Below are 13,984 nucleotides of genomic sequence, written 5' to 3'. Positions count from 1 at the left end.
GCTTGCGCTAGCGGGCGTCCGGCCCGGCCGCGTCAGTCCTGGCGGCCGTAGTCGCCGAAGGCCGCCAGGGCCTCGGCCATCTCCTGGGGGCTGAGCCGTACCGGCGTGCCGAGCAGGCTGGCCCGGGCGTACTGCTCGCACAGCACCTCCAACTCCAGCCCCAGATCCAGGGCCTGGTCCAGGCTGTCGCCGATCACCGCCATGCCGTGGTTGGCCATCAGACAGCCGCGCCGGCCGGTCATGGCCGCCACCACGCCGTCGGAGAGGGCCTGGGTGCCGAAGGTGGCGTAGGGCGCACAGCGCACCGTGTCGCCGCCGAAGCGGGCGATCATGTAGTGAAAAGGCGGGATCTCGCGGCGCAGGCAGGCCAGGGCCACCGCCGCCGTGGAATGGGCGTGCAGCACCGCGTGGGCTTCCGGCCGGGCCACGTACAGGTCCCGGTGCAGGCGCCATTCCGAACTGGGCTTGCGCCGGCCATGCACCGTGCCGTCCAGGCCGACAAAGGGTAGGTCGTTCACCGTCAGCCCCTCGTAGGCCATGCCGGTGGGGGTGATGTAGAAGCCGGGCCGGGGCCCGTCGTCAGGATGGCCTGAGCCGTCCTGCCAGGTGCCCCGCACCGACAGGTTGCCCGAGGTGCCCGGGGTGAGGCGCATCCCGACCAAACGGTGGATGGCGGAAAGCAAGGCGGGGCGCGGGTCTTGGTGGGGCATGGCTGGAGATCCTTATCTGGCGCGGCGTTTCAGGGTGGCTGCCTGAAGATCCTTTACTGGCGCGGGGTTTAGCGGGGCTGGGCGCTGGCCCGCTCCGGGTACAGGGCGGCCAGTCCGGCGTCGCTGGCCGGGCAGACGCCCCGCTCGGTGATCAGGGCTGTCACCAGGGCCGCCGGGGTGACGTCGAAGGCCGGGTTGGCCACCGGCCGCTCCGCCGGCAGCTGGCGCACCGTGGCCGGCCGGTCGGCAGCATCCCGGCCCGGCACCTGGCGCAGTTCGTCGCCGGCCCGTTCTTCGATGGGGATGGCGCTGCCCGCCGGGCAGGCAAAGTCCAGGGTGGACACCGGGGCGGCGACGAAGAAGGGCACGCCGTGGGCCCGGGCGGCCAGGGCCTTGAGATAGGTGCCGACCTTGTTGGCCACGTCGCCGTTGGCGGCGATGCGGTCGGCACCGACGATCACCGCGTCCACCTGGCCCTGCATCATCAGCAGGCCGGCGGCGTTGTCGGCGATCACCGTGTAGGGCACGCCCCGCTCGGCCAGTTCCCAGGCGGTGAGCAGGCCCTGGTTGCGCGGCCGGGTTTCCGACACCCAGACGTGCACCGGCACCCCGTCGGCGTGGAGCCGGTAGATGGGGGCCAGGGCGGTGCCGTGGTCCACCGTGGCCAGCCAGCCGGCGTTGCAGTGGGTCATGATGTTGAGGGGGCGGGGCGCTGCCGTGGCGGTGCCGACGCTGCCGGCCTGGGCCAAGGTCCGCGTCCCTATTGGGTTTCCGGAGGGGGCGTCGATTCCGCCGATTCCGCTGATTTCAGCGAGCAGCCGCGCCGCGCCGTGGGCGCCGATGGCGGCGCACTGGGCGGCGTCCTCGTGGGCGATGGCCCAGGCTTCCGCCCAGGCCGCCTCGGCCCGGGCGGCGGGGGGCAGGGGGTGCAGCAGGGCTTCCAGCCGGTCCAGGGCCCAGGCCAGGTTCACCGCCGTGGGCCGGGTGGCGGCAAGCAAGGCGGCGGAGGCGGTGAGGGCGGCGTCGGAGGCGTCCTCGGCCATCGCCAGAGCCAGGCCGAAGGCGGCCACGGCGCCGATCAGGGGCGCGCCCCGGGTCTGCATGGTGGCAATGGCGTGGGCCGCATCGTCGCGGCGGGCCAGGGGAATCCACGCCTTGGCGAAGGGCAGGCGGGTCTGGTCGAGGATCTCCACGGACCGGCCGGCGGGGGCGGGGCGCAGGGAGGAAAACGTGGCGGGGGCGGTGGTGGCGGGCATCGGTGGCGGGCGAGGAAAACTGGAAACGGCGTAAGAGAACAGTGTAGGACAACGGTTGAGGGCGGCGGTGGCAGGTGGCGGCACCCATGGGATGCCGGCCGGTGCGTTACGGTGGCGGCGATACCGGTGGCCGGGTCCGGGGGAGGGCAGCGACAGGGTGGGCGGTCGCGGCGGCGCGGGAAAAATCCGGGCCGGGTAGCGCACTCCGCGTCGCTGATCGCGACGGCCGCACGGCGGTGCAATGGCGTCAATGGCGCTGGAATGGCCGCGGGCCCCGCAGCGGGACTCCCGGGGGGCGATTGTGGCATAGTCCAAGCCTTCGTCTGTTTGTGTCCGTTTGCTGCGTCGTCACCGATCACCGACCCCCCCGACCATGATCACCACACCGGTTTCCTTCGCCTCCAAGCTGCCCCAGGTGGGCACCACCATCTTCACCGTCATGTCCAAGCTGGCTGCGGACGTGGGGGCCATCAACCTGTCCCAGGGGTTTCCCGACTTCCAGGCCGAGCCGGCCCTGTTCGAGGCGGTGGATCGGGCCATGCGCGAGGGCCACAACCAGTATCCGCCCATGGCTGGCCTGCCGGCACTGCGCCAGGCCATCGCCGCCAAGGTCCAGGCGCTCTACGGCCGGGCCTACGATCCGGACAGCGAGATCACCGTCACCGCCGGGGGCACCCAGTCCCTGTTTACCGCCATCGCCGCCTTCGTCAGGCCGGGGGACGAGGTGATCGTCTTCGAGCCGGTGTACGACTCCTACGTGCCGGCCATCGAGACCGTGGGCGGCAAGGCCGTGGCCGTGCCCCTGACCTTCCCCGAGTTCAGCTACGACTGGGCGGCGGTGAAGCAGGCCATCAGCGCCAAGACGCGGATGATCATCGTCAATTCGCCCCACAACCCCACCGGCTCCCTGATGGGCCCGGCGGACCTGGCCGAACTGTCGGCCCTGGTGGACGGCACCGACATCGTGGTGCTGTCCGACGAGGTCTACGAGCACATCACCTTCGACGGCGTGCGCCACGAGAGCCTGGCCCGCCACGACGCCCTGGCGGCGCGCACCCTGATCGTTTCCAGCTTCGGCAAGACCTACCACATCACCGGCTGGAAGATCGCCTACTGCTACGGCCCGGCGGCCCTCATGGCCGAGTTCCGCAAGGTGCACCAGTTCAACGTGTTCACCGTGCACGGCCCGTCCCAGTACGGCATCGCCGAGTACATGCAAGAGCCCCGCCGCCATCTTGGTTTGGCCGACTTCTACGCGCAGAAGCGCGACTTCTTCCGCGCCCAGCTGGAAGGCAGCCGCTTCGAGCTACTGCCCTGCCGCGGCACCTACTTCCAGCTAGCCCGCTACGACAAGATTTCCGACCTGCCCGAAGCCCAGTTCGCCGAATGGCTGACCCGGGAAGCCGGGGTGGCGGCAATCCCGGTGTCGGCCTTCTACGCCAACGGTCGCAACGACGGCGTGGTGCGCTTCTGCTTCGCCAAGAAGGAAGAGACCCTGGCCGCCGCCGGAGAGCGGCTGCGCCGGCTGTAGGCATTCGCCGGCGACAGGCGTTGCCGCCAAAACGAAGAGGCCGCAGGGTATTCCCCGCGGCCTTCGTTTTTGTGCCGGTCCCGATCAGCTGCCGCTCAGGCTGCGCGCCACCCAGAAGAGCAGGCCGCCGGCTACGATCAGCAGGAACAGGTAGAAGCCCCAGGGTCGCTTCTTCTCGGCGTAGGGGTCGGTCAGGCTGCGCTCGGCGCCCTCGGGCAGCTTGGCCAGCTGGGTGAGGGAGGTGCCGAAGGGAATGTTGATCTTGGCCCGGGCGTTTACCGCCCAGCCGTTGGCGTCCAGGATCGGCCCCAGGGTGCGGGAGCGCAGCTTGAACCAGGCGAGCAGCACCGCCGGACCGGAGATGAGCAGGACGATGCCGCCCAAGGCCAGGGGCATCTGCCACCAGCGCAGGCCGAGGAAGCCGGTGACCACCGTGGCAATCGCCGTGCCTACGGCGCCAATGGCCAGGCCGATGGCGGCGAAGATGCCGGCGAACTTGGCCGCATCGAAGGCCGGGGGCGGCGGCGGAGCCGGCGGGGCGCCGCCTTCCAGGGTCTTGGTGGTGTTGGCCACGGCGGCGGCGGTCATCTGGCTTTCCCGGGCCTGGGCGCGGGTGGCGGCAAACTTCTGGGCGGCGTCGCTGACCGCCTTGGCGGCCTTGCGGTAGGGCTGCCAGAAGGCCTGGCGCAGGCTGATCGGGTGGTCGAGGATCTTCACCACCACGGCGTCCCAGTCCCGCCCCTTGCGGTCGTAGAAGACGCCGTTGCGGCCCACCATCAGCTGGTCCGAATCGCCGGAGGTGAAGGCGGCGGCGATGGTCATCTTCTCACCGTTGCGCACGCACTCGCAGTAGACCAGGCAGAGGCGCGACAGGGTGGCGCCGGTGGCGTGCTTGTCGGCGTTGTCCACCTTGACGCACAGGTCGCAGCTGCGCCCGTCGAGGAACAGGGTGCCAGCCTGGAATACGGCGCGCAGCTGCTTGCCGAGCTGGATGCCGGTACCGTTGCCATTGCCGTTACCGTTGCGCACCTCGGCGGCCCGCTCGTTGCCGACGGCGGTGTAGAAATCGCGGAAGGAGACGAAGTTGTGGGCCAGGGTGGCCAGGTCGCGCACGTAGCGCACCAGCCGGTCCACGTCGGCAAAGGCGGCAAACTCCGGCGCCAGGGCCGCATCGGCGGCGATCAGTTCGGCCAGCCGGGTGAGTTGTCCGCTGTCGCGCAGGGTCACCAGTCGTTCCCGGCCCAGGGCCGCTACCGGGGTGTCGACCGCGTTGGCGCGCCAGGCGGCGTAGGGGGCCAGCTTGGCCTGGATGGCCTGCCAGTCGCTGGCCGAGAGGCTGCTGCGCGCACCCAGCAGGGGCGTCACCACCTGAGCGACGAAGGCTGCCAGGCGTTCGCTCCAGGCCGGGTTGAGGCCGTGGTTCAGGGCCAGCACCGGCTCGTCGCTGCTGGGGGGGGCGACTTTGGCCAAGGGCAGGGCCGCCACTCCTTCGGCGCTGGCCGAGAGAGCGGTGGCGGAGAGCAGGCGGAAGTCGTCGCTGGACGGGTTGAGGGCCGTGGCCGCGTTGTCGTCGTAGGCAGCCAGGCGGACCCGGGCGAACCAGTCGTCGATCTTGACGCGCACTGCAGCGTAGGCGTCCCAGGCGGTTGCCGTGGCCTCGCCCAGCGGGAGCACCGCCGGGTCGGCGGCGGCGCTGTCCTGCCAGGCCAGCCAGGCGTTGGCCTCGCTGACGAAGCGTTCGAGCAGGGCCGCGGAAACGCCGGGTTCGCCGGACAGATCGGTTGCGCTGCCGACCGTGCCGATCACCTCGGCGATCACGGCCTTGAGGGCCTCATCGTCGGTGGAGGCGGCGGTAACCACCCCGTCGCCGTTGAGCGGGGCACTGGCCACCAGTTGGGTGTGCCCCTGGGTTTCCTCCAGGCCGATGTCGTCCTGGTCGGCCTTGCCCAGGACGGCCAGGATGCGCCGGGCGGCGGCGGCCAAGGGGGCGCTGTCGCCTTCGCTGCTGATGGCGGCCAGGGGCAGCCGGGCGGCGCCCCGGGCGAGTAGTTCCCGGTGGGTGGCGGTGAGGTGGGCGCCGGCCCAGTGCAGGGCGGCGATCAATTCCGGGGCGCGCACGTGGCCGTCGCCGTCGGTGTCGATCAGGGTCAGGGTCTTTTCGTCGAATTCCAGACCCTTGACCGGGCAGGAGAGGGCGACCCACAGCTTCTGGTCGAGCTGCTCCAGGTGCAGTAGGTCGGCAGTGGTGTCGAGGCGGACCTGGTCGAAACCACCGGCGCGGAAGAACTTCCAGGTATGGGAGTGAGCAGGAGTGGTCATGGTTGTTGTAGTGAGGAAAATGACGGTTCCATTAAGACGCAGGTTGCAGGCATCGGTTCAGCCGGCGGTGAAAACGTGCTGCCACAGGGCGTTGACCGCGGCAATGTGCTCGGCCACGGAGGTTTTGGCAATACGGGCCTTGGGGGCGTTGTTGAGGCGCTTGGCATGTTGCAGGCGGCGGTATTCCCGGTAGGCGCGGCGGGCGCCCTCGGCCAGGGGGGCGGGGATCAGGCCCAGGTCGGCGGCGATCTTGAGCAGGGCGATGTTGCCCAGGTTGCCGGTCAGTTCGGCGTGGGCGTGGGCGTAGCCGAGGATCAGGTACTGGACGATGAACTCCACGTCCACGATGCCGCCGGCGTCGTGCTTGATGTCGAACTCGGTGTCGGTACCGGTGGCCAGGTTGTCGCGCATCTTCTGGCGCATTGCCACCACCTCGTCGCGCAGGGAGGCGAGGTCCCGGGGTTGGCGCAGCACCTCGACGCGGATGGCCTCGAAGGCCTCGCCCAAGGCCGGGTCGCCGGCGACGAAGCGGGCCCGGGTGAGGGCCTGGTGCTCCCACACCCAGGCGTGCTTGAGCTGGTACTCAAGGAAGGCTTCCTTGGAGGTGACGATCAGCCCGGAATCGCCGTTGGGGCGCAGGCGCAGGTCGGTCTCGAACAGGATGCCGGCCGGGGTGCGGGACGACAGCCAGGTGTTGATGCGCTGGGCGAGTCGGGCGTAGATCTCCTCGGCTTCCTGGGCCGGGTCGTCGTAGAGGAAAACGATGTCCAGGTCCGAGGCGTAGCCCAGTTCCTTGCCGCCGAGCTTGCCGTAGCCGATCACGGCGAAGGCCGGTTTGTCCCGGTGGCGCTGGCGCAAAAAGCCCCAGCACAGTTCCAGCACCGCCTGGACCAGGATGTCGGCCAGTTGCGAGAGGTTGTCGGAGAGCCGCTCCACCGTGAGCAGGCCGGCCAGGTCCTGGGCGAGCAGGCGGAACACCTGGGCGTGGTGGGCCTCGCGCAGCAGGTCCATCTGCCGCTCGGCGTCGCCGGCGGTGTCGGCCAGGTGGCGTGCCAGTTCGGCGCGGAAGGCGGTCCAGTCGGCCTGCCAGTCCTCGCGCACCTCGGTCAGGCGCGGGTCGAGCAGCACGTCGAGGAGGATCGGGTGGTGGTTCAGGTAGTCCGCCGCCCAGTGGGAAGCGCCGATCAGTTCGGCCACCTTCTGCCGTGCCAGCGGGTACTGCTGCAGCAGGGCCAGGTAGGCGCCGCGCCGGCCGATGGTTTCGAGAAAGGCCAGGCAGCGGGCCAGGGTCTCGTCGGCCTCGGCGCCGGTGACCTGGCTGGCGGCCGCCGCCGCGTCGATCAGGCCCGGGGCCAGGGCGTCGAGGCGCTCCCGGTTCTGGCTGGGCAATTGCTGGTAGCGGCTGCCGGCGCGGAAGCGCTGGATCAGGGACAGGGTGTCGGCCGGGCGCCGGTAGCCCAGGGCGGTGAGCTTGGCCGCCGCCACGTCGTCGTCCAGACCGCCTTGCCACAGCGGGGTCGAGCCCTCGCATTCGGGGCGCTTGCCTTCCGGATCGGCGAACACCGCCTCGAAGTGGCGCGAGACCCGCTGGCGGTGATCGTCGAGCACGGCGAGGAAGTCGTCCCAGCCGGCAAAGCCCATGGAGGCGGCGAGCCGGGCCCGGTCCTGGCCGCCGCCGCTGTCGACGCCGGGCAGGCGGTGGGTCTGGGCGTCCTCGAACCATTGCAGGCGGTGCTCGACCCGGCGCAGGAAGTCGTAGGCCCGGGTCAGCTCGGCCACCGCGTCGGGGCTGAGGAAGTTGCGTTCGACCAGGCGGGCCAGCACCTCCAGGGTCGGCTTGACCTGCAATTGGGGGTCGCGACCGCCGCGGATCAGCTGGAACACCTGGGCGATGAACTCGATCTCGCGGATGCCGCCGGGGCCGAGCTTGACGTGGTCGGCCATGTCCTTGCGCGCCACCTCGCGGCGGATCTGGGCGTGCAGGTCGCGCATGGCGTTGATGGCGCCAAAGTCCAGGTACTTGCGGAAGACGAAGGGGCGCACCACCTGGGCCAGGGCATGGGCGTGACAGGTTTGGCCCTGGTCGTTCATCACCCGGCCCTTGATCCAGGCGTAGCGCTCCCACTCCCGGCCCTGGGTGATGAAGTAGTTTTCCAGGGAATCCAGGGAGCACACCAGGGGGCCGGAGTCGCCGTTGGGGCGCAGGCGCATGTCCACGCGGAACACCCGGCCGTCACCGGTGACGTCGTCGATGGCCTTGATCAGCCGCTTGCCCAGGCGCGAGAAGAAGTCGTAGTTGTCGAGGCCCTTGTCGGTCTGGCCTTCCTCCGGATAGACGAAGATCAGGTCGATGTCCGACGAGACGTTGAGCTCCCGTCCCCCCAGCTTGCCCATGCCCACCACCGCCAGGGTCAGGGCCTGGCCGTCGGTGCCGCGGGGTTCGCCGTGCTGGGCGGCCAGCTGGGCGTGAAGAATGGCCAGGGCGGTGTTGACCGTTACTTCGGCCAGGGACGTCATGGTTTCCACCACCTCGGCCAGGGGAGCGAGGCCGGTCAGGTCGCGCACCGCCAGGTGGGCCATGGTGTAGGCGCGCAGTTCACGCAGCGTGCGCTTGAGCGCCTCGTCGTCGCCGATCTCGGCCAAGCGCGGTGCCAGCCACTCGGCCAGGGCAGCGTGGGAGAGGGGCGCCTGCCAGGTTTCGGCGAGGCGCTGTTCGAGCCCGGGACGGGCGCTGAGCAGGCGTTCAAAAAAGCGGCTGTGGGCCGCGGTGAAGGCCCGGGCCTCGGTCCAGGTGGTCGGTGCGGGGAGAGGAGCGGCGGTAGGAAGGGCGGGGGCGGCGGTGGGGTTCATGTAAAATGTTCGGCTTGTTTGGAGCGGCTCCCGGCCGCGATTTGCCGGGGCAAAGCCGCATCCTAGCGCCCCGGCCCGGGACGACCAAGGCCTTGCTCCCGCCCTTTCCCTTCCCCGTTCGCCTGTTGCCTCTGCCTCGCGCCTTTTTGCCCAGCCTGCCGTGACCCCTGTCCGTCCCGATATCGACGCCTCCGACGACTCCGATTCCCGGGGGGCGGTGCCGCTGCGCCCCTTGCTGTACCGGCGCTCGGCGCTGCTGCGTCGCGGGCTGTCCCGGCCCGGCGTGCGGCGCACCCTGGTGGCCCTGTACTGGGTGGCGGTGGCCCTGATCCTGGCCTTTTCGGCGGTGGTCCTGTTTCTGCGCTACTACGCCTTGCCCCGGGTGGAGCAGTTCCGCCCGCAGATCGAGGAGACCCTGTCGCGCACCCTGAAGCGACCGGTCACCCTGGGCAAGGTCGAAGCCCGCTGGGAACGGTTGCGCCCCGGGCTGACGGTGACCGACCTGACCCTGGCGGATGCCGCCGGCCAGCCGGTGTTGACCCTGCCCCGGGTCGAGGCGGTGCTGGCCTGGCGCTCGCTGCCCCTGCTGTCGGTACATCTGCACCGCTTGCTCATCGACACCCCCGAACTGCACATCCAGCGTGACGAGGCGGGCCAACTGCTGGTGGCCGGCATGCCCATCGCCGCCGACAGCCAGGAAGGCGGGGCCAGCGACTGGGTGCTGTCCCAGGATCTGATCGAAATCCGCCAGGCCCGCCTGGTCTGGGAGGACCGGCTGCGCAACGCCCCGGTGCTGGCCCTGTCCGGGGTGGATCTGCGCCTGCAGAACAGCCTGTCGGCCTTTGGCCGGCACCGCTTCGGCCTGCGCGCCGATCCGCCGGCCGGCGTGGCCAGCCGTCTTGAAGTGCGCGGTGACCTGGCGACCCGGGACCTGACCCGGCCGGAAACCTGGAAGGGCACTCTCTACGCCAACCTGGCCGACACCGACCTGGCGGCCTGGAACCTGTGGCTCGACCTGCCCCTGGAGTTGCACCGGGGGCGGGGCGGGGTGCGCTTGTGGCTCGACTTCGACCGGGGCGAGGTGGCGGCCACTACCGCCGACCTGCGCCTGGACGAGGTGAACCTGCGTGTCAGTTCCCGCCTGCCGCCCCTGGATGTGGATGCCCTGGCCGGCCGGGTCAGCTACCGCCGCCTGCCCGGCAGCCAGGGGTTGCAGGAATTGCGCACCCAGGGCCTGACCCTGGCGGGGGAGGCGCCCGACGGGGACGCTGCCGGCAAGAAGGCCGAAGGCAGTGCCCGGGTGGTGATTCCCCCCACCGACTTCTCCCTGACCTGGCGCTTCGACGACCAGCGCACCTACCTTGAGGCCAGTGCCAACCAGCTCGAACTGGACGGCCTGGCGCGCCTGGCGCGGCGCCTACCCCTGCCCGATCAGGCCCTGGCGGTACTCGCCGAAGCCCGTCCGCGGGGGCGCCTGCGCGATGCCCAGGTACGCCTTGATCGCCACGGCGAGGCGCCGGCCGACTACACCTACCGGGTCCGTTTCGATCAACTCGGGCTCGAACCCCTCGGCGCCATTCCGGGGGCCAGCGGCCTGTCCGGCCTGATCGAGGGGCGTCAGGACAGCGGCCGCCTGGCCCTCGATTCCCGTGGCGCCCACGTCTTGCTGCCCCGGGTCTTTCCCGAGCCCGATCTGGGTTTCGATCAACTCAATGCCGCGGTCAGCTGGAAGGTCGAGCGCCGTGCCGGCGCTCCCGCCCAGCTCGGCGTGACCCTGGAAAAGGTTGCCTTTGCCAACGCCGATGCCGCCGGCAGCGCCAAGGGCACCTATCGCTACCCGGGCCAGGGCGCCGGGACCATCGATCTCACTGCCGAATTGACCCGGGCCCGGGGCGACGCGGTGTGGCGCTATCTGCCCAGCGTGGTCGGGGTCGATGCCCGGGCCTGGTTGCGCAAGGCGATTACCGCCGGCAACGCCAGCAACGGCAGGCTGGTGCTGAAGGGCGACTTGGACCGTTTCCCCTTCCGTGGCAATGCCGGCGGCCAGTTCCTTGTCACCGGCGATATCCACCAGGCGCGCCTGGAGTACGCCGACGGCTGGCCGGCCATCGACGGCATCGATGGCAGCCTGCGTTTCGAGGGCGAGCGCATGACCATCCGCGCCAAGGATGGCCGCATCCTGGCGGCGCGCCTGCCCCAGGTGGAGGCGGTGATTCCCGACCTGGAAGCGATGGAGGAGCTGCTCACCATCAAGGGCCGGGCCGAGGGCCCCACCAGCGCCTTCCTGGAATTCGTGGACAAGAGCCCGGTGGGCGCCCGTATCGACCGCTTTACCGAGGACATGCGCGCCCAAGGCAACGGCAGCCTCAACCTCGACATCCACATGCCGCTGCGCAAGGTGAACAGCACCACCGTGGCCGGCCAGTACGAGTTCCACGATAACCAGCTCAATGTGGTGCCGGGGCTGCCCGTCCTGACCAAGGTCAACGGCAAGCTCGGCTTTACCGACCAGGGCTTGTCCATCCGCGCCATCACCGGCCAGTTCATGGGCGGCCCGGTGACCGTGGATGCCCGTACCGACGCCGACCGGCTGCGGGTCGGCTTCCGTGGCACGGTGACTGCTGCCGAGGCCCGCCGTGCCTGGCAGGACGTGCTGTCCGGCCCCTTCTTCGACGCCCTCTCCGGCCAGACCGCCTACCGGGGCGAGGTGCGGGTGAAAAAGCGCAACGTCGAGGTAGTGGTGGACAGTGATCTGAAGGGCATTTCGTCGAGCCTGCCGGCGCCCCTCAACAAATCCGCCGCCGATGCCTTGCCCCTGCACGTGGAGCGCAGCCGGCTGCCCGGCCCGCCCCAGCTCGATCAGATGAAGATCCAGGTGGGGCGTGTCGCCAACGTGGTGCTGCAGCAGCGCCCCGGCAGCGGCGACAGCGCCGGCAGCCTGGAGCGGGGCGTGGTGGCTATCGGCGACGGAGCGGCGACAACCCTGCCGGCCCGGGGGCTGGCCCTGTCGATTGCCGTGCCCCGCCTCGACGTCGCCCAGTGGCGCCGCCTGGCCGGGGAAGGGGAGAGCACGGCGGCGGGGGGGGACGGCGCCTCGGCCCCGCTGCTGCCGACGGTGGTTAACCTGCGCACTCCGGACCTGATCCTGTCCGGCCGCCATTTCCACGACGTGACCCTGCGTGCCCAGCCCCAGCCGGCCGGAGTGAGCGGTCGTGGCGACGGTCCGGCTGCCCTGACCGCCCAGCTGGTTTCCCGGGAGGTCGAGGGTCAACTGTCCTGGGAAGCCGCCAGCGCCAGCCTGCCCAATGGCCGCCTGGTGGGGCGCTTCAAGCAGATCAATCTGCCCGAGTCCGAGGTCAAGAGCGCCCTGTCCGGCGAGGATGACACCCTGACCCGTCTGCCGGCCCTGGACATCAGCGCGGACAGCTTTACCTACGAAGGCCGCCGCCTCGGCCGCCTCGACCTGCGCGCGGCGAACGAGGCGCGCAGCGCCGCACCGGGAACGCCCTGGCGCATCGACAAGCTCTCCCTGACCAGTCCGGACGGCCAGTTGGCCGCCAACGGCCGCTGGCGGCCGCCGGTGGGCAACGACCGGGGCGAAACCCGCCTGGACGTGACCGTCGAAGCCTCGGACCTGGGCAAGTTCCTCGCCCGCCTCAACCAGCCGGATGCGGTGCGGCGCGGCCAGGGCAAACTCACCGGGCGCCTCTCCTGGGTGGGCAGTCCCGCCGACCTGGACGTAGCCAGCTTGTCCGGCCAGCTGCACGTGGAGGCGGAAAAGGGCCAGTTCGCCAAGATCGAGCCGGGGGCCGGCAAGCTGCTCGGCCTGCTCTCGTTACAGGCCCTGCCGCGGCGCATCACCCTGGACTTCCGCGACATCTTTTCCGACGGCTTCGCCTTTGAGAGCATCAGCGGTGACGTCACTCTGGAGCGGGGCCGGGCCCGCACCCAGGATCTGCTTATCGACGGTCCGGCGGCGCGCATCAAGCTGGGCGGCGAGGTGGATCTGGACAAGGAGACCCAGAACCTCAAGGTATCGGTGCAGCCCTCCCTGACCAACGCGGTGGCCCTCGGTGTGGCAGTGGTCCATCCGGTGATCGGCGCTGCCGCCTACCTGGCCCAGAAGGTGCTGCAGAATCCGATCGAAAAAGTTTTTTCCTTCGATTACCGGGTCACCGGAACCTGGACAGATCCCAAGGTCGAAAAAGAAGGAAGCCGCAGCGTCGCGCCGGCCGCCGGCGATACGCAACCGGCGACGCCGGCGGCCGGCAGTGCCGCTTCCGGCGAAAGTCACGACAGCAAGGACGACAAATGAGCCATTCCGCTTCTTCCACCCCGGTACGCTTCGCCGCCGTGCAGATGGTGTCCGGTCCCCGGGTGGCCGACAACCTGCAGACCGCTGGCCGCCTGGTGGCCGAGGCCGTGGCCCAGGGCGCGACCCTGGTGGCCCTGCCCGAGTATTTCCCGATCATCGGCGCGTCCGACGCGGACAAGGTGGCGGCCCGGGAGAAGGACGCCGAGTTGGGCGGCGGCGGGCCGATCCAGGACTTCCTGGCCGAGACCGCGGCACGCCACGGCATCTGGCTGATCGGCGGCTCGGTGCCCCTGGAGGCGTCCGCCCCGGACAAGATGCGCAACAGCAGCGTCGCCTACGGCCCGGAGGGCAAGCGGGTGGCGCGCTACGACAAGATCCACCTGTTCGGTTTCCAGAAGGGCGCCGAGCGCTACGACGAGGCCGCCACCATCGAGGCTGGCGACACGCCGGTGGCCTTCGATACCCCCTTCGGCCGGGTGGCCCTGTCGATCTGCTATGACCTGCGCTTTCCCGAGCTGTACCGGCACCTGGCCGGTGGTGTGGGTGGCAACGACAAGCCCGTCGACCTGATCGTCATGCCGGCGGCCTTCACCGAGACCACCGGCCGCGCCCACTGGGAAATCCTGCTACGCGCCCGGGCCATCGAGAACCAGTGCTACGTGCTGGCGGTGGGCCAGGGCGGCCGCCACGAGAATGGCCGGGAAACCCACGGGAACAGCATGGTGGTGGGCCCCTGGGGCGACATCCTGGACCGCAAGCTGAAAGGCCCGGGGGTGGTGATCGCCGATTTCGACCCCACCTATCTGGCCGAGGTGCGCGCCAGCCTGCCCGCCCTCAGGCACCGGGTGCTATGACCTGGCGCATCCCGGTGTGGGCGACGTTGGTCACGCCCGGTTACGTCCCGTTGCCCCTGGGCCATCTTCCGCTGCGCTAAGCTGTTGTCGGCCCTGATTCGGGATGCTTCATCCGCGATCCCGATCCTGGCCCGAATCGAATCTGGAGT

General features: G+C 70.3%; 7 protein-coding genes. 3 read left to right on the top strand and 4 right to left on the bottom strand.

Translation table 11 applies throughout. From position 1 onward, the window contains the following. Positions 1 to 32: 32 nt before the first annotated feature. Together OTERR_RS11765 and mtnA are read right to left on the bottom strand one after the other, a co-directional pair. On the bottom strand, positions 33 to 710 hold the full coding sequence (locus tag OTERR_RS11765) for a class II aldolase/adducin family protein (protein ID WP_149425874.1): 678 nt from the start codon (positions 708 to 710) through the stop codon (positions 33 to 35). Between the two features lie 68 nt (positions 711 to 778). Next, positions 779 to 1,966 carry an S-methyl-5-thioribose-1-phosphate isomerase gene (gene mtnA, locus OTERR_RS11760; RefSeq protein WP_149425873.1) on the bottom strand — a complete coding sequence of 396 codons (1,188 nt, stop codon included), beginning with the start codon at positions 1,964 to 1,966 and terminating at the stop codon, positions 779 to 781. A gap of 373 nt (positions 1,967 to 2,339) precedes the next feature. Between mtnA and OTERR_RS11755 the strand changes: the two genes are divergently transcribed. Then, entirely contained in the window at positions 2,340 to 3,497 is a 1,158-nt protein-coding gene (locus OTERR_RS11755; RefSeq protein ID WP_149425872.1) for a pyridoxal phosphate-dependent aminotransferase, read from the top strand. An 84-nt stretch (positions 3,498 to 3,581) separates the two neighbouring features. Here OTERR_RS11755 and OTERR_RS11750 read toward each other — a convergent pair whose 3' ends face one another. Together OTERR_RS11750 and glnE are read right to left on the bottom strand one after the other, a co-directional pair. Further along, a complete protein-coding gene (locus tag OTERR_RS11750; RefSeq protein WP_149425871.1) occupies positions 3,582 to 5,816 on the bottom strand; it encodes a hypothetical protein in 2,235 nt (744 codons plus the stop codon). A gap of 57 nt (positions 5,817 to 5,873) precedes the next feature. Beyond that, the gene (glnE, locus tag OTERR_RS11745; RefSeq protein ID WP_149425870.1) at positions 5,874 to 8,666 is read right to left on the bottom strand and encodes a bifunctional [glutamate--ammonia ligase]-adenylyl-L-tyrosine phosphorylase/[glutamate--ammonia-ligase] adenylyltransferase; all 2,793 of its coding nucleotides are present in this window, start codon (positions 8,664 to 8,666) and stop codon (positions 5,874 to 5,876) included. Positions 8,667 to 8,826: 160 nt separating this feature from the next. Between glnE and OTERR_RS11740 the strand changes: the two genes are divergently transcribed. After that, positions 8,827 to 12,981, top strand: a complete 4,155-nt coding sequence (locus OTERR_RS11740) for a YhdP family protein (protein WP_149425869.1) — start codon at positions 8,827 to 8,829, stop codon at positions 12,979 to 12,981. Continuing rightward, a complete protein-coding gene (locus tag OTERR_RS11735; protein WP_149425868.1) occupies positions 12,978 to 13,835 on the top strand; it encodes a carbon-nitrogen hydrolase family protein in 858 nt (285 codons plus the stop codon). The genes OTERR_RS11740 and OTERR_RS11735 overlap by 4 nt, the downstream gene beginning before the upstream one ends. The last annotated feature ends 149 nt before the right edge of the window (positions 13,836 to 13,984 follow it).

It is taken from the genome of Oryzomicrobium terrae (assembly GCF_008274805.1).
Lineage (GTDB): Bacteria > Pseudomonadota > Gammaproteobacteria > Burkholderiales > Rhodocyclaceae > Oryzomicrobium > Oryzomicrobium terrae.
The sequence above is the reverse complement of the archived record's forward strand: the minus strand, read 5'-3'. Positions and strand labels throughout refer to the sequence as shown.

Excerpts from the sequence above, each read along its gene's own strand:
- OTERR_RS11765 (WP_149425874.1), bottom strand. The coding sequence starts at position 710 with ATGCCCCACCAAGACCCGCGCCCCGCCTTGCTTTCCGCCATCCACCGT.
- mtnA (WP_149425873.1), bottom strand. The coding sequence starts at position 1,966 with ATGCCCGCCACCACCGCCCCCGCCACGTTTTCCTCCCTGCGCCCCGCC.
- OTERR_RS11755 (WP_149425872.1), top strand. The coding sequence starts at position 2,340 with ATGATCACCACACCGGTTTCCTTCGCCTCCAAGCTGCCCCAGGTGGGC.
- OTERR_RS11750 (WP_149425871.1), bottom strand. The coding sequence starts at position 5,816 with ATGACCACTCCTGCTCACTCCCATACCTGGAAGTTCTTCCGCGCCGGT.
- glnE (WP_149425870.1), bottom strand. The coding sequence starts at position 8,666 with ATGAACCCCACCGCCGCCCCCGCCCTTCCTACCGCCGCTCCTCTCCCC.
- OTERR_RS11735 (WP_149425868.1), top strand. The coding sequence starts at position 12,978 with ATGAGCCATTCCGCTTCTTCCACCCCGGTACGCTTCGCCGCCGTGCAG.